This is a genomic window from Massilia sp. BKSP1R2A-1, assembly GCF_050586525.1.
Taxonomy (GTDB): domain Bacteria; phylum Pseudomonadota; class Gammaproteobacteria; order Burkholderiales; family Burkholderiaceae_D; genus Telluria.
Map to the genome: position 1 here is coordinate 90029 of NZ_JBOBRE010000009.1, position 15954 is coordinate 105982.

The window sequence follows — 15954 nt, forward strand, 5'->3', positions numbered from 1 at the left end:
GCCGGGCCTGCCCTCCGGCAGGCGCCGCAGGGGCGCGGATGGTGTACAGTTGCAGGATCGATCACACCCGGAGGAATCGCCATGTCCATCGCCCACCTGTTCAAATCGCATGACAAGGACCTTGGCGGCGGCTTTACCGTGCGGCGCATCCTGCCGGCCGCCGCGCGCCAGTCGGTCGGACCCTTCCTCTTCTTCGACCACATGGGACCCGTCGAAGCCCAGCCCGGCGCGCGCCACGACGTGCGGCCGCACCCGCACATCGGCCTGGCCACCGTGACTTACCTGTTCGAAGGCGCCATCATGCACCGCGACAGCCTCGGCACCGAGCAGCGCATCGAGCCGGGCGCGATCAACTGGATGACGGCGGGCAGCGGCATCGTCCATTCCGAGCGCACGCCCGAGGACCTCTTGGGGCGGACGCGCCGCACCCACGGCCTGCAGCTGTGGGCCGCGCTGCCGCGCGAGCACGAAGAGGCGCCGGCCGCGTTCTCGCATACGCCGGCCGACCAGATCCCCGAGATTGCCTTCGAGGGCGCGACCGTGCGCGTGCTGGTCGGCACGGCCTTCGGGAAGACCTCGCCGGTGCCGACCTTCAGCCAGACCCTCTACCTGGACGTGCAGCTGGCGCCGGGCGGCGCCATCGCGCTGGACGGCCTGCCGGACGAGAGCGCCGTGTACGCGCCGATGGGCGCCATCGAGGTCGATGGCGAGGCGATTCCCGGCAATACCATGGCGATGCTGGAGCCGGGCGCCGCGGTGCGCGTGTCCTCGCAGGCCGGCGCGCGCTTCGTGCTGATCGGCGGCGCGCCGCTGGACGGGCGCCGCTACATCTTCTGGAACTTCGTTTCCAGCAGCCGCGAGCGGATCGAGCAGGCCGCGCGCGACTGGGAAGCGGACGCCTTCGTGCCGGTGCCCGGCGACAGCGAACGCATTCCGCTGCCGGCCTGGCCGGCCGCATGGAAGCACGAGGCGCCGCGCGACTAGGCTTGCCGCAGTTGCCGCAGTTGCCAGTTTGCTAGAATCGCGGGTTTCCATCCGATCCCGCGTCCATGGCTGTTCCCGCATTCGTCCGGCGTCTCGCGCGTCCCGTCCTGCTGCTGCTGTGGGCCCTGTTCGCCATCGCGTGCCTGTCCAAGGCGCGCATCATCGGCGACGGCCTCGAATACCTGGCGATGAGCCAGGGCTTCGCGGCCCACGGCTCGCCCGAGCTGCGCCGCTCGGACGTCGTGGACTTCAAGGCGATGCCGGCCAGGGCGCTCGAACGCGCCCGCCTGCGCCCCGAGAGCATGGATGGCGCCATCGAACGGATCGAAGGCGGGGGCGTGATCGAACTCGGCTTCGCCCGCGCCCTGGACGGCAGCGTGCAGGCGATCCACTTCTGGATGTATTCGCTGCTCGCCGTTCCCTTCTACTGGCTCGTCACGGCGCTCGGGCAGAATCCCTTCATGGCCCTGGTGGCGCTGAACCTTGCCATCCTCGGCATCACGGCTTGGCGCCTGCGCGCCTGGCTGCCGGCGCGCACGCCGGAGCTGACCCTCCTTGGGCTCATGGGGCCGCTCTACTACACGGTCTGGATCGGCCCCGAGGTGATGGCCGGTTGCTGCGTGTTGTTGAGTACGTTGGCCCTGCTGCGCCGCGACTTTGCGGTCGCGGTGGCGCTGGCAGGGCTGGGCGCGACGCAGAACCCCTCGATCGCCGGCCTGATCCTGGCCGTACCCTGTTACATCGCGCTGCTGCGCTTGTTCCCCGCGACTGCCTGGAGCGACGCGCCGCCGCGCCGCCCGCGCCGGGCGCAGGGCGCCCTGGTCCTGGCCGGCATCGGCGCCGCCTGCCTGCCTTACCTGCACAACCAGCGCCAGTTCGGCGTGCCCAGCATCATCGGGCGCTACTACAACGACGTGGCGCTGGCCACGCCCGAGCGCCTGTTCTCCTTCCTGTTCGACCTGAACCAGGGCCTCTTCATCGGCTTCCCGGCGCTGCTGTCCTGCGCGGCCATTGTCGTGTGGCGGCTGGATGGCGCATGCCGTCGCAGCTGGCTGCTGCACGCCGCGATCGCCTGCTGCCTGAGCCTGGGCCTCGCGCTGCCGACCCTGACCGCGATGAACTGGAACAGCGGCGGCCTGCTCGTCTCGCGCTACGCCTACTGGACGGCGATGCCGATGCTGGCCGTTTGCCTGGCCGGCCTGGTGCGGCTCGATCTGCGCAGCCGCTACCTGGCCGTCGGCGTCGCCCTGCTGCTGCAGGGAGCGAGCGCCGCGCAGGCCTGGCACAGCCGCACGCCATCCTTCCTCGTGCATGGCCGGGTGGCCGCCTGGGTGCTGGACCATGCACCGCGCTGGTACAACCCGGATCCGGAAATCTTCCTCAAGCGCGAGCGGCGCCGCGAGGATTTCGCGACCCACGACCAGGTGGTGCTGCACCAGGGGCCGCACGGCCCGACGAAGCTGATGCGCTACTGGTCGAACGCGCTCGACTCCGGCGGGCTGTGCGCGCCGGGCCGCCGGCTGGCTGGCGCTGACGAGGTCACGCTGGCATCCGGCTGGCGCTACTACAATGCGCCGCTGCGCTGCGAGACCGGGCCGGCGCCGGGCCAGCGCTTCGGTGTCGCGCCAGGTCAGCAGGCTCCCACGCTGGTCGCGGGCTGGTCGGGAGTGGAAGGCAGCTCGGTCTGGACCGACGCGCCCCGGTCCACTCTGCGCCTGGCGCTGCCGCCGGGCCGGCGCGTGGCGCGCATCGCGGTCGAGGGCCGCTACTACGAGGGTGTCAAGGCGACGCGGATGGCCGTCAACGGCCTGGCCCTGGGCGAAGTGAAGCTCGGACCGGGCCCGATCGCCATGCCGGCAGCGCTGGGCGCGGCCCCGGTGCTGGAGCTCGTGCTGGAGCACCGGGTGTCGGCGCCGCCCCCTGGCGCGCGCGAACAGCGCCTGCTGGGCTTCTTCCTGCAGGGCGTCTACGTCGAGTTCGCGGCACAGGCGGATTGACGGGAGGCTAGGCTGCGCGCCTCCCGGGCGGCGAGGCGTAAGCTGGACTTCCCTCACGGGTTTTTATGTTACGCAAACGAAAGGACGCGCCATGAAAATTCCAGAACACCTCAGGATCCCGTTCATCGTGTTCGCCCTGCAGGCGGCGCTGCTGGCCGGCGCATCCCTGGTCTTCCTGATCCTGCGCCCGGGCGGCCTCTAGCCCTCAGGCGTCGAGCCGGACAGGATGGACGCGCCGGCGCTCGCCGGCGCGGGCCACCTGTACGCGCGTTTCCGGATACGGCTGGGCGGCGAAGCGCAGTTGCTGGCCGAAGCCGCGCAGGCGCTCCAGCAGCACGCCCGGCGCCAGCGCCGTGTCCTGGCCGGTTGCCGGGTCGCGGTGCCAGAAGCCGCCGTCGCGGTGGAACAGCAGGGGCAGGACGGCAGCGCGCGGACTGCTGGCCGCCTGCTTGCCGATCTCGTGCGCCGGGTCGACTTCCGGCGCCAGCACCATGAAGGATTCCGCCTGCGCGCCTGCATCCACGCGGTGCAGCACCACGCCGTGCGGGAGCAGCGCGGTGACCTCGAGCTCGACCACGCCGCGGATGCTCGCCGTAAGCGCGATGCGCATGCCCAGGCGCAGCAGCACAGGGGTGTGCTTGCCGGGCCAGACGCCGTCGAGCAGCAGGCCGTAGCGCGACACGTCCTCGATCTCGAAGCCGTGGCGGCCCTGGCGGATCGCGGCGTGGCGCCCGGACAGGCGGCGCGTCAGGCCGCCGCGTTCCTCGCCATGCTCGCCGTGGTGCATCAGGAGCAGGTCGGCTTCCGGCTCGATTTCTTCGAACCTGCCGAGCACGCATTCGTCGAGCGCGAACAGGCGCAGGTGGCGCTGGCTGCCGGAATCGGGCTCGGCCTGTACCAGGCAGGCGCTGTCCGCCGGGCAGGGATGCCTGGCATCCGCCTGCGGCACGTCGATCTCGATCAGGTCTTCGTCCCAGGCGATGGTCGACATCGCGAGGTCGACCTTGCCGCTGCTCTCACGCGCGTCGCGCAGGTCGACATGCGCGATCGAGGCGTTGCGGGAGGTGACGTCGATGTCGACCCGGCCGCCGCCAGGGGCCTGCACGCGCGCGATGCCGGCGTCGTCGGCGACGACGCGCACGTTCTTGTGGGTGGCGAGGAAGGTCTGGTGGATCTCGCCCAGGCTGGCGTCCAGGCGCGGCACCAGGATCACCGGCGAGCAGGTCCAGGTACGGGACGCATCGAGGCGTCCGGGATGGCGGCTGTGCAGCTCGATCTCGATGCGGTACTGGCCGTGTTCCAGCCCGCGCGAGGAGAATTCGAGGAAGACCGGGCGCCAGTCGCCGCGCGAGGTGCGGTAAAAGACAAAATGCTCGCCGTCGCGCAGGCGCAGGCTGGAGCGCACCAGCATGCGTACTTCGGCGGCGCAATCCATGGGCATGCCGCGCAGTTCCAGCTTGATCGCCTGGCGCCCGCCGGCGGCGCGCGGGTCGAAGCCGCTGATGTGCAGCTGCGGGCGCTGCAGGGCGGGGCCGGCGCTGGCCGCTTGCGGATGCAGGGGCGCGGCCGCTGCGCGATTGGCGCGCAGGGCGCCGATGACATCGAAACTGGACGGCAGTCCGGCGCGCGGCGCCGGCGCTTCCTGGCCCTCAGGCTGCGGATGCCCGTGCGCGCACGTGGCCTCGCCGGGCATGACCCAGACGGTGCAGTGCGGATGATCGGGATTGCGGCAGCGGCTCATATGCGGACGGTGACTACGGACCTTGCAAGCTTAGCCTGTTTTGCGGCCGGGTGGCGCACCGGCTTCGTTGATTAGCAACATTATTTTCTGTTGGGAATATATTAACTCAGTGCATCACTGGGCAGGGCGGTCTCATCCGGATGGCAGGGGAGCGGGCGCAGCACCAGGGCCGTCAGGTTGTCGGGCTGCAGGCCATCGGGCGGCGTGTCCACCATGGCGGCAAACAGGCGGCCGACCATGGACGCCGCATCCGGCGCGCCGGCCAGCAGGGCGGGCCAGCCGGCGACGAAGGCGCTTGGGGCCGCGCAGGACCAGAATCCGTCGGTGGCGAGCAGGTAGACGGCGTCCTGGCGCAGCGTGAGCGCGCGCCGGTCGGCCAGGCTGCCCAGCCAGAACGGCAGGTTCCATGGGGCCAGTTCGTACAAGGGATCGGACAGCTGGGCCGGCTTGCTGAAGGCATTCCCGAGGATGAAGGCCTGGGCGATCTGGGGCGCGTGCTCGCCGTGGACCTGCTTCCACCAGTCGCGCTCGTCGATCCGCCCGCCCATGGCGGCGGCGGTCGCCGGCACGTGGTCGACCGTGAGCGGACGCGCCTGGGTGGCGTCGATCTCGTACAGGCGGGAGTCGCCCACGTGGTAGAGGATTGGCGCGCCGCCCGCCGGCAGCTCCAGCATGGTGAGCGTGGTGCCGGGCCGGGCGCCGGCCTGGGAAGCGAACTGGCGCTGCAGCCGGGCGTGGAGTGCGTCGAGCTGCTCTGCCAGCGCCGCGGCCGTGCCGCAGGGCGGGATCGCGAGCAGGCCGGCTGCCACTGCCTCCGCCGCTTCGCGTCCATGCCCGTGTCCGCCCATCCCGTCCAGCACGGCGACCCGGCCATGTCCGGCCGGCCAGCCGGGCAGGGTGGTGCGGCGCAGTTCCTGGCCCTCCAGCCAGCTGGCCGTGCCGAGCGCATCGATGACGAGGAAATTGTCCTGGTTCTCGGGACGCTGCAGCAGGCCCGCGCCGCGCCGGCTGGCGACGGCCACGTCACAGCGCGGCGCGAACTGGAAGTCAGTCAGTGGTTCGAAGGCGTTCGTCATGGAGCAGGGACTGGTTGGCAATCCTGCTACTGTACACCTGAACAACAGCGCCCGAAGCCGCGATCAGATGGGGTTTGTGCGGCTTCCCGTCGCCAGGACCACGGCATTGGCCAGCACGCAGGCCGCGGCGACGCCCAGCGCCGCGCGCACGCCCCAGCGCTCGGCCACCTGGCCCCAGAACACGCTGCCCGCCGCGTAGCCGCCGGACATCACGAACAGGTAGATCGACAGGGTGCGCGCCCGCACCTCGGCCGGGAAGGACAGCTGGGCCGCCGCGTTCAGGGTCGACACCGTGGCCGACCAGGCCATGCCCCCGCACACGATCAGCGGCACCAGCAGCAGAAGCGAGCGCGAGAAGGCCATCGCCAGCAGCATCGCCCCGTACACGGCCAGCGCCGCGGCCAGCAGGCCGGTCTTGTCGACCCGCGCGCGTACCTGCGGCAGGAAACAGGCGGCCAGCACCGCGCCCCCGCCCAGGCAGCCCATCAGGGTGCCGTAGGTGTTCGACTGCATGCGCAGCACCTCGCGCACGAACACGGGCAGCAGGCTGGCAAACGCGATGGTCGAGAAGAACACCCAGCAGACGTTGCGCAGGATGCGGCGGTAGCGCGGGCAGCCGAAGGCCGTGCGCAGGCCGCAGCGAAAGCGCTCGGCAAAGCCTTCGCGCGCGGGCTGCTGGGGCGCGCCTTCGCGCCACCAGGTCCAGTAGACGACCAGCAGGCCGGCAAAGGACAGGGCATTGGCCAGGAACAGGGCGCCGGGACCGATCCAGCCGAACAGCATGCCGCCGAGCGCGGGCCCGACGATGGCCGACAGGTTGTACGAGAGGTTGTTGAGGGTGGCGGCGGCTTCCACTTCGCTGGGGTCGACCAGGCTGGCCATCGCCGCCTGCCAGGCCGGCCAGATGAAGGCGGTGCCGATGCCGATGGCGAAGGTCAGCACCAGTACCGGGCCGCTCGCGGCCCGGCCGGCGGCCACCAGCACGGCCATGGCGGCCGCGCACAGGGCGATGTAGAGGTTGCAGAAGAACAGGAACTTGGGCCGGTGGACGCCGTCCGCGACGACACCCGCCAGCAGGGCGAACAGGAAGACGGGGACGTAGGTGGCGGTCTGCACCAGCGAGGTGATGGCGGCCGAGCCGGACAGCGAGGCCACCAGCCAGGCGGATGCGAATGCCTGGATCCAGGTGCCGAGATTGGACACCATATTGGCCAGCCAGATGCGCCGGTAGCGGGCATGGCGCAGGGGCTGCGTCAGGGGCACCTTGCACCGGACCGGGGCCGCCGCGGCGGCTGCCGGGGAGGCGGATGGGGCGCTGGTGCTGGCATTCGACATGGTGAAAGCAGTGTAGGCGTGCCGAGCAGCAGCGGTCAATAAAATTGCCTTGTGGAAAGACTTTTCTGTGATATTGTGGCGTTTCCCAAACATATTTACATCGATCGCCATGCTGATCCGACCGCTCGAGGCTGCGGACATTCCCGCCGTCGCTGGCTTGCTGCGCGAACTGGCGCGCGAGTACATCGTGCACGAGTCACCGCCGCAAGGGGCGTCGACCTTCCTCGCCGAGAACGACGAGATGGGTGTGCGCGGCTTCCTCGCGCGCGGCCATGTCTATCGCGTGGCGGTGGTCGATGGCGAGCTGGCGGGTTTCGTGGCCGTGCGCGACCACAGCCACCTGTTCCACCTCTTCGTCGGCAAGCGCTGGCACCGGCGCGGCCTGGCGCGCGCGCTGTGGGAGAAAGCGCGCGAGGCCGCGATCGCGGCCGGCGGCGACGGCGTCTTCACCGTCAATTCATCGAACTTCGCGGTGCCGGTCTACGAGGCCTTCGGTTTCACGCGGGTCGGCCCGACCCAGTGCGCCAGGGGCCTGTACTTCAACCCGATGCGGCTGGAAGAAGCGTGAGCCGGCTTCGTCGGCCCGCCGCAGCCACAGGCTGCTCGCCCAGCCATCCTGCCGGCGCCCGTCCACGAGGGCGCTGACCTCCCACCAGTCGCCCTGGTGGCGGCCGCTGGCCGTCACCCGCGTCCCGGCCGGCAGCACCGCCAGCCGCTGCGATCCCACCCCGACGTCCGAGCGCAGGTTCAGGTGGTCCCAGGCCCGGTAGCGCTGTCCCGAGACGGGCAGCTGGCCATGCAGTTCCTGCTCCGGTGCGGCCTGCGGCGGCGCAAACAGCGCATGCAGCAGGGTCCCGATCAGGAGGGTGCCTCCCGTGAGCACGGCGAACGCACGCGCGTTCGCCCGCCGCCACCAGCCGCGCGGCGTCAGCCAGGCCGCCAGGCACAGCGTCAGCAACAGGGCGGCGCCATAGGCCAGGATCGTCATCATGCGTCGAAGCGCAGCACGTAATGGCCGGCGACCAGGTGGTGGCCGGACGGGATCACATAGGGCTGCTCCTGGGTCGCCACGTCGATCTGGCCCACCATGCGCAGTTCGGCGTCGAGGTGGAACAGGGCCTGGGTGTCGGACAGGCGCACGATGCGAAGCCCTTCGCTGCCGGCTTCCCAGCTGAAGGCGTTGCGCGACAGGCCCAGGCGGTCGGCGCTGGCGGCCAGGCTGCCGTCCAGCTGGCGCAGGAAGTGCGGCGCGTCGAGCACGCGCAGCTGGGCCAGCGCCGGCATGCCGCGCCCGAACACCAGGCGGGTGCCGGCGGCAGCCGGCTGGCTCGGGCCACGCTCCAGGCCGAGCAGGGCGGCGTAGCGCTCGGCCATCCCGCCCGGCGCCGCATGCAGCTGCACGGCGGCGCCGTCGAGCGGCGCGAAGCGCGACGGCACGGCGACGCGCTGGCGGCCGTCGGCCGTGATCGCATGGACGTCGTCGGCGTCGTCGACCGCGAAGCGGATCAGGTTGTCCTTGCCGGGGGCGCTCAGAGCCAGGTTTGCGCCCAGGCCGACTTCGAGCGCCTGGGCGCCGGTGTCGCGGTAGCGGCTCAGGCGCGGCAGGGCCAGGGCGGCCAGCGTAATGCGGTGGCGCGCGACCGGGGCGTAGGTGGCGTCGTTTTCCGGCGCGATCGGCGCGATCGGCGCGGCTGCCGCGGCCGGGACGGCGAGCGGCATGGCCGTCATCTCGGTGTCCGGGGACATGCGGGTCTTCCAGACGGCGGGCGGGCGGGCCGAAGGCGTAGTCGGCGCCTTGTCGGGGGCGGCCGGCAGTGCCCCAGCGGCGCGCTCGATGCGCAGCAGCAGGCGCTGACCGGCGCCGCCCCTGGCGCGGAGCACGTAGTAATGGTTGGCGGCATCGAAGTGGCAGTCGAGAGCATCCTTCGGGCGTACCTGGACCTCGAGCGGCGCCTCCGGCCCGTCGTTGATCAGGAGGATGCCGCCTTCGCCGAAGGTCCAGCCGGGTACTGCGTAGGTGGCGTGCTCCGCGTCCTGGCCGACCAGGGTCAGGCGCTGTTCCGGATAGATCGCGCAGACCGGCTGCCACACCGCGCTGTCGCGCGAGGCGCTGACCTGGTACAGCACCTGCTCGCCCGGCGCCGGCAGGTAGACGGCGTGGCCGAACTTCACCTTGACCTCGCCCGCTTCCACGGCCTCGGCGCCGACCACGTGGTAGCGCACCTCGTCGCCCCCCAGCAGGTCGCCGAAGTCCTTCTGGTGCAGGGCGGCGAGCGACTGGGCCAGGTCGCGCACGCGCGCGCCGCGGGTCAGGTGGCGGTCGTCGTCGACGTCGTCCTGGGGCAGCATCAGGGTCACGTGCGAGAAGCAGCGGGTGGCGGCGCGCCCGCGCTGCTCGCGCGGCGAGCGCTCCAGCAGGTCGCGCAAGAGCGGCCGGCGCGAGAACAGCGACAGCCCCGGCGCCTGCCACAGCGCCTCGGCGTTGAACACATCGTTGATCCTGGCTAGGACTTCGTGTTGGACATAGACCGGCATGATGAAATCTCCGTTGAAGGTTCAAGGCTCTGAATGCTCGCCATGCCGAACGCTAGCAGGGGGCAGATGAAAAACAGCAGGTGCGAACCGCCGGCCGAGAGGAAGCTCATCGGCTGGCCCATGATGGGAAACAGCGCCAGGTTGGTTCCCCAGGACAGCAGGAAGTGCCCGGCCAGGAAGGCGGCGCCGCCGCAGAGGAAGAAGCACTGGAAGCGTCCCAGCCAGGCGCGCCGGAAATCCTTGGCGGCCGCGCCCGCGCGCCAGCCGCATGCGGCCGCGTGCAGCAGGGCGCCCAGCAGCAGGGCCTGCAGGGTCCACAGCAGCAGGGCGCCGAGCAGGCCGTGGCGATTGAGCAGGAAAGAAGGCGCGAAATCGTCCTGCACGGCCGGGATGCGCAGCGCCTCGCCCGCTGACTGGCCGAGCATGGCCAGGCCCAGCAGGCCATCCGCGCCCAGCCATCCTCCTTCGCTCACGGCGCGCGCGCCCAGCAGCATCTGCTGGCCGGTATGCGGGTGGGCGCCGGGATCGGCCCAGACCTGGAAGCGTTCGGTATAGAAGCCCGCCGCGCCCAGGCTCGGTCCGAGCGCCTGCAGGGCCATCGCGCCGGCCAGCACCGCGCAGCTTGCGGCGCCGAGCAGCCCGGCCGCGCGGCGCCGGCCGCTCGCCAGGCACCAGGCGAGCAGGCTGGCGGTGGCCCAGACCAGCAGCAGGAGCAGTGGGGAATAATCGTCGACCTGGACCAGGGCCACCGCCAGCAGCAGCACGAACAGCAGCACCGGCGCCAGTACGCGCAGCCAGGCCTGCCGGCCGCCGTTCCCGCTTGCCAGGGACAGGCAGTGGGCGCTCAGGGCGGCCAGGGCCAGCTTGGCGAACTCCACCGGCTGGAGATCGAACACGCCGGTCTCGTCGCCGAAGGCGACCTGCAGCAGCAGGCCGGCCAGTGCGAGGAGCGCGAGCGCCACCAGCAGCCCTTCGGTGGCGCCGCGCGACATCCCGGCGCGCGCCACGCCCTGCAGGAGCAGCAGGCCGGCGGGCAGGCCGGCGCCCAGCAGCACGCAGCCGGTCTCGGCCTGGCGCAGCCAGGAGGTGTCGCGCGCGCCCAGGCCGAGTTCGAGCTGCACCAGCAGGCCCGTACCGAGCATCAGCACGGCGACGGCGCCGAGCAGCAGCGTGCGGCGTGGCCAGAGCAGGGCGTACCACAGCGCCGCCCAGGCGACCAGCAGCGCCCAGCCCACGCCGGGCGCCTGGCCGCCGCGCTGCATCGCCAGCAGCAGTACCGCGAATCCCGTGATCGCGGCGCCGGCGGCAGCCCGGGGGAGGGCGTCGCGCCGCAGCCCGGCGAGGCCAGCCAGCAGCGCGGCTGCGAGCCCGGCGATCCAGGCGGCAGGTAGAGGCATCGTGAACTGCCACAGCGAACGTTCGATCCAGGTCCAGGCCAGCGACGACGGCAGTTCCGTGCGCGGCTGGGCGAACAGTTCGACCTGGCCGCCCGGATGGAAGTGCAGGATGTCGCCCGCGATCGCGACGCCCAGCCGGCTGCGTCCGACCGCGATGCCGTCCACGCCGTCCAGCAGGTGCTCGCGCGTGGCGGCGTCCTGCCAGCCCTGCGCATCCCATACCGGCACCGGTTGGGAGCCGCGTACCTGGAGGGCGATGCCGCCATCCGCCGCGCGCAGCAGGGACACCGCGCCGGCTTCCAGGCCGGGGGCGGCGAGGCGGTTGCCGCAGTACAGGTAGCCGCCCGCGGTGACGGGACGGCGTGCATTCAGGAAGCCGGGGGCGAATCGGTTCCAGAGCCCGACGAGGCGGGCGCCCGCGCTTGTATCCGGGCAGGATGGCTGGGCGGCGCCGTCGCGCTGCAAGAAGGCGCCGTCGTATTCCCACTGGTGGCCTTCTCCGCGCAGCAGTACGCGGCCCGCACCGGCCTCGATCACATCGAAGCGCGCGGCGCCCAGTTGCAGGCGCTGGCCGGCGGCGAGCAGCAGGGTGCCGGTGGCCTGCTTTGCCTCGCCGCGCAGCAGCACGGCCGGCTGGGCGGGATGGGTGTTGCGCATCCACCAGCGCCCTCCAGCGTCGCGACGCAGCAGGAACTGGCGTGCGTCCGCGCGCGGCGCCGCGAGTTCCGCGCGTCCGAGCGTGGCCGATTCGCCCGGGGCCAGGCGCAGCTGGATGTGCGCAGGAAGGTAGCGCACGGGTGTGTTCAGGAGGGCGGCGAGCTGCAGGGCGCAGACCAGGCCGAGGGCGAGGGCGGCCCACGGCAGGCGCGCGTCGATGCGGGGCTTCATGCCGCCATCCTCGCGCTGCCGCCTGCCATGGCCGCGCGCACGGCGCCGAGCATGCGGCTGATGTCGAGGGCATGGCCCGGCCTGGCCTCGGGCCGGGGCGCCAGCAGGGCGCGCAGCAGGCCGAGCGCCTGGGCGGCGCCTGCCCCGAAGCGGCCGGCGAAGTCGGCGGCTTCATCCTGGGCCAGGACCGGCGGCAGGCCGCTGTCGCGCGTGCGCAGAGCGGCGGCGCCCGCGTGGCCGTGCAGGCTGTAGGCTTCGCCGCAGGCCGCCCCGTAGCGCAGCAGGCGGCCACACGCCAGGTAGTAGAGCAGGGCGCCGAGGGCGAAATAGTCGCTGCGCTGGCCGGCGAGATAGCGCCCGTCCGGGCCCGGGAAGAACTGTTCCGGCGCCTGCCACCTGGCGGTGCCGGCATAGGAATGGGTGGCCGCCTCGGCCAGGGGCCGGCTGGTGCCGAAGTCGGCCAGCTTCAGGGTGCGCGTCGCGCGCTCGAGGAGGAGATTGGCCGGCTTGAGGTCGAGGTAGCGAAAGCCCGCCGCATGCACCTTGCCCAGGGCCTGGTTGACCTGGGCGCACCAGTCCAGGGCCTGGCAGGGCGTGACTGCGCGCCCCGCCGCCTGTTCCACGGCGAGCCAGGAGGCGAGGTCGCCGTCGAGCAGTTCCAGCGCCATCGCCGGCAGGCCCGCGTGGCCGCCGCTGTCGAGCAGGCGCACGATGTGGCGGCCGTCCCAAGGCGCGAGCCCGGCCAGGAAGGCGGTCTCGATGCGTGCACTGTCGCTCCAGTGGCCGCGCAGGCCGGCCGGGGCACGCCCCATCTGTTCGGTATTGACCAGCTTGAGGGCGACCTGGGCGCCGTCCGGCGCTGTGGCGCGCCAGACGATCCCGTAGGCCGAGCCGCCGAGCGGCGCGCACAGCCGGTAGTGACCGCGGGTGAGGGAAACGATACTGCCTTGCTGGACCATGCTTGTCTCCGGATCGGCTTCAGCGCCGTTGCCGGAAACAAGCGGGGGGAAAACGAAAAGGCTGTGTTCGCGTTAACTATGCTATTGCAGTTGCCTCTACTTACCTTGTCGTACCGCAGTAGATAACCACTGAGCTGGTGTATGCAACGTTTGCGCGTCCAGTAAGCGCTGCCATCCCGAATAGTTCGCCAGGTAGCGGCTGGCCACGCCCTTGAAACGCACGAGCCAGTTCTTGAAGCGGCTGTGCCAGCCATTGACGTTCTGGATGTGGATCGCGCCGCGTGCGCGCCGGCCTGTCCGGACATTGACGGGCTCGTGCGTGATGCCGGCGACCGCGGCAAACCGGACGTAGGCGGACGCGCCATCGCTGATGAGCAGCACGTCGCCGGGCAGCACTGGCTGCAGGCAGGCGCGTAGCTGCGCCGCAGTCACAGGGCCACGGCCGGTATGAAAGTCTAGCGTGGCGCCACTGCGGTCGCGCGCCACCAGCAGGCAATCATGCTCGCGGTTGATGCCGCGCCGCCGGGCGACACCCCCGCGCTGTCGCGGCGGGCGCGTCAAGTTGCGCGATCCCTTCTGCGATTCCAGCAGGTAGGTTTCGTCGGCCTCGACGATCGCCGACAGGGTGGCCGGCCGGTGACGCGCGGCGCCCGGCGCGAAGCGGTGGCGCCACCGGAAGCTGGTGGTGCGATGCACGCCGGTGGCGAGCGCCGCGTCGCGCACGGTGCGCGATTCCAGCAAGCACTGGATATATGGCAGCCAGCACGCGCGCTTGCGCAGCCGGGCCAGCGGCGTGCCGGTCAGCGCATTGAAGGAACGGCGGCAGCCCAGGCAGCGAAACCGCTGCAGGCCGCTGGCGAAGCCTGACCGGTGCAGGCGCGCGCAGGCGCAATGGGGACATGGCCGGCCTGCCGCGGCCGCCTCGATGAGCGCCAGGCACTCGGCTGGGTCGCGGACGCTGTCGATCCACGCGCGCAGCCGGGCCAGATCGGTGCTGGACAATGGCGCCGCGGACAAGAATGCGAACAATTCGTCAAAGCTCAGGCCTTGCATCGTCACTCCAGATGAGTTAACTCGACGATGCGTAAGACTTCGACAACACGATTTGGTTCACCCAACAACCGCGAACACAGCCAACGAAAAAGCCGCGCAGTGCGCGGCTTCGTGTCAGCGGCCGTGGCGATCCCAGCGATCGCCGCGGTCCCAGTCGCGGCGGTCATGGCGATCATGGCGATCCCAGTCGCGACGGTCGTAACGGTCCCAGTCGCGGCGGTGCTCGACGTAGACCGGACGCGGCTGGACGTACACCGGGCGCGGCTGGACATAGACCGGACGCGGCTGCACATAGACCGGGCGGGGCTGGACGTAGCCGCCGTGGTAGCCGCGGTTGTCATAGTAGCGGTTGTCGTAATAGCGGCGGTCGTCGCGGGTCGAGATCGAGTTGCCCACTGCCGCGCCGACCACGCCGCCCACCAGGGCGCCGGTGCCGCCGCCGGCGCTGTGGCCGATTGCCGCGCCGACCACGGCGCCGATAGCGGTATTGACACCACGGTCGTCCGCCATTGCCGCAGGGGAGACGGCAACCGCGGCCAGGACCACCGCACCAACAATGTTAGATTTCCACATGGCTTTTCCTTATTGCCGCAGCGGTGATCTGGATGATCGAACTGCGCCGGGCATGGAAGCACTATAGGCGCCCCGCAGCATGCTGCCATCCGTTAATACAGATTTTTACAAACGGAACGGATGCGATACACCCGCCAAACCGCCCTTGCAGTAGAGACGGGCTGCCCCATCTAACAATTGTTACTGTTTACTCCGCCCGAGCCCCTCCGTGAACCGATCGTTTGCCACCATCCTCTTTCTTCTCGTCCTCTTGCAGGTGTACATCGGCATGCGGCTGCTGCCGGATATGGCCCTGGGCCCGCTGTTCGACGCCGCCGGCGTGCTCGTGCTGCTGCTCCTCACCGTGCTGGTGCCGGTCGGGCTGATGTCGGCCTCGCTGCGCCGGCACCGCTGGTCGAGCGTGGTGAGCTGGGCTGGCTTGCTGTCGATGGGCTTTTTCTCCTCGCTCCTGGTGACGACACTGGTGCGCGACCTGCTGCTGATCGTCCTGCGTATCGCCGGTTGGATGACGCCGGAGGTGGTGCGTCTGAGCGCGCTGGGCGTGCCGCTGCTTGCCCTGGGCGTGACGACCCTCGGTTTCGTCAACGCGCGCCGGCTGGCTCGCGTGAAGCGGGTCGACGTGCCGATCGCCGGCCTGCCGCAGGCCCTGCACGGCTATGCGATCGCCCAGGTCTCGGACATCCACGTCGGCCCCACCATCCGCCGTCCCTATCTGAATGCCATCGTCAACCGGGTCAACAAGCTGGGCGCCGATGCGATCGCCGTCACCGGCGACCTGGTGGACGGCAGCGTGCACCGCCTGGCCCTGCACACCCAGCCGCTGGCGCGCCTGTCGGCACCGGACGGGGTGTTCTTCGTTACCGGCAATCATGAATACTATTCCGGGGCCGACGAGTGGATCGCCGAGGTGCGCCGGCTGGGCCTCACCGTCCTGATGAACCAGCACGTAGTGCGGCGCCGCGCCGGGTCGGCACTGATGATCGCGGGCGTGGCCGACTATACCGCCCACCATTTCAACCCTTCGCACAAGAGCGATCCCAGGCGGGCGGCGGCCGGGGCGCCCCCGGACGTGGGCGTACGCGTCCTGCTGGCCCACCAGCCGCGCAGCGCCCTCGATGCCGCGGAAGCCGGTTTCCACCTGCAGCTGTCCGGACACACCCATGGCGGGCAATTCTTTCCCTGGAACCTGTTCGTGCCGCTCCAGCAGCCTTTCGTCTCTGGCCTGCACCGGGTGCGCGATATGTGGGTCTACATCAGCCGCGGCACCGGCTATTGGGGACCGCCGAAGCGCTTCGGCGCACCGTCCGAAATCACACTGGTGCGCCTGGTGCCGGCCTGACGGCGGGCTGAGACAGGCGTAGTAAATACGGCAATATTCTTGAGCAAAAAGTTGCCGCTTGCGCTATCGTGGGCATT

Annotated in this window: 13 protein-coding genes; 4 read left to right on the forward strand and 9 right to left on the reverse strand. The window is 70.8% G+C overall.

Annotated features, from left to right (window positions below):
* Nucleotides 1-81 precede the first annotated feature (81 nt).
* Entirely contained in the window at nt 82-984 is a 903-nt protein-coding gene (locus ACQ7JA_RS15220) for a pirin family protein (RefSeq protein ID WP_430899141.1), read from the forward strand.
* 65 nt (nt 985-1049) lie between these two features.
* Nucleotides 1050-2981, forward strand: coding sequence for a hypothetical protein (locus tag ACQ7JA_RS15225; RefSeq protein WP_430899143.1), 1932 nt, complete (start codon nt 1050-1052; stop codon nt 2979-2981).
* A gap of 205 nt (nt 2982-3186) precedes the next feature.
* On the opposite strand, the gene ACQ7JA_RS15230 is transcribed toward ACQ7JA_RS15225, so the two are convergent.
* The 3 genes from ACQ7JA_RS15230 to ACQ7JA_RS15240 form a co-directional block, all read right to left on the reverse strand.
* Nucleotides 3187-4722 carry an FHA domain-containing protein gene (locus tag ACQ7JA_RS15230; protein ID WP_430899145.1) on the reverse strand — a complete coding sequence of 512 codons (1536 nt, stop codon included), beginning with the start codon at nt 4720-4722 and terminating at the stop codon, nt 3187-3189.
* 101 nt (nt 4723-4823) lie between these two features.
* Nucleotides 4824-5798: a PP2C family protein-serine/threonine phosphatase gene (locus ACQ7JA_RS15235; RefSeq protein WP_430899147.1), complete on the reverse strand. Its 975-nt coding sequence runs from the start codon at nt 5796-5798 to the stop codon at nt 4824-4826.
* A gap of 63 nt (nt 5799-5861) precedes the next feature.
* Nucleotides 5862-7172 (reverse strand): MFS transporter, encoded by a 1311-nt coding sequence (locus tag ACQ7JA_RS15240; RefSeq protein ID WP_430899149.1) that lies wholly within the window; start codon nt 7170-7172, stop codon nt 5862-5864.
* A 70-nt stretch (nt 7173-7242) separates the two neighbouring features.
* Between ACQ7JA_RS15240 and ACQ7JA_RS15245 the strand changes: the two genes are divergently transcribed.
* On the forward strand, nt 7243-7701 hold the full coding sequence (locus ACQ7JA_RS15245) for a GNAT family N-acetyltransferase (RefSeq protein WP_430899151.1): 459 nt from the start codon (nt 7243-7245) through the stop codon (nt 7699-7701).
* On the opposite strand, the gene ACQ7JA_RS15250 is transcribed toward ACQ7JA_RS15245, so the two are convergent.
* The 6 genes from ACQ7JA_RS15250 to ACQ7JA_RS15275 form a co-directional block, all read right to left on the reverse strand.
* The gene (locus ACQ7JA_RS15250) at nt 7591-8124 is read right to left on the reverse strand and encodes an SH3 domain-containing protein (RefSeq protein ID WP_430899153.1); all 534 of its coding nucleotides are present in this window, start codon (nt 8122-8124) and stop codon (nt 7591-7593) included. The genes ACQ7JA_RS15245 and ACQ7JA_RS15250 overlap by 111 nt on opposite strands.
* Nucleotides 8121-9668, reverse strand: coding sequence for a hypothetical protein (locus tag ACQ7JA_RS15255; RefSeq protein ID WP_430899155.1), 1548 nt, complete (start codon nt 9666-9668; stop codon nt 8121-8123). Before ACQ7JA_RS15255 ends, ACQ7JA_RS15250 begins: the two co-directional genes overlap by 4 nt.
* Nucleotides 9638-11953 carry an FtsW/RodA/SpoVE family cell cycle protein gene (locus ACQ7JA_RS15260; protein ID WP_430899157.1) on the reverse strand — a complete coding sequence of 772 codons (2316 nt, stop codon included), beginning with the start codon at nt 11951-11953 and terminating at the stop codon, nt 9638-9640. Before ACQ7JA_RS15260 ends, ACQ7JA_RS15255 begins: the two co-directional genes overlap by 31 nt.
* Entirely contained in the window at nt 11950-12912 is a 963-nt protein-coding gene (locus ACQ7JA_RS15265; RefSeq protein WP_430899159.1) for a protein kinase domain-containing protein, read from the reverse strand. Before ACQ7JA_RS15265 ends, ACQ7JA_RS15260 begins: the two co-directional genes overlap by 4 nt.
* A gap of 96 nt (nt 12913-13008) precedes the next feature.
* Nucleotides 13009-13965, reverse strand: coding sequence for an IS1595 family transposase (locus ACQ7JA_RS15270; protein ID WP_430899161.1), 957 nt, complete (start codon nt 13963-13965; stop codon nt 13009-13011).
* A 114-nt stretch (nt 13966-14079) separates the two neighbouring features.
* A complete protein-coding gene (locus ACQ7JA_RS15275; RefSeq protein ID WP_430899163.1) occupies nt 14080-14538 on the reverse strand; it encodes a YMGG-like glycine zipper-containing protein in 459 nt (152 codons plus the stop codon).
* A 268-nt stretch (nt 14539-14806) separates the two neighbouring features.
* Between ACQ7JA_RS15275 and ACQ7JA_RS15280 the strand changes: the two genes are divergently transcribed.
* On the forward strand, nt 14807-15877 hold the full coding sequence (locus ACQ7JA_RS15280; protein WP_430899426.1) for a metallophosphoesterase: 1071 nt from the start codon (nt 14807-14809) through the stop codon (nt 15875-15877).
* Nucleotides 15878-15954: the final 77 nt, after the last annotated feature.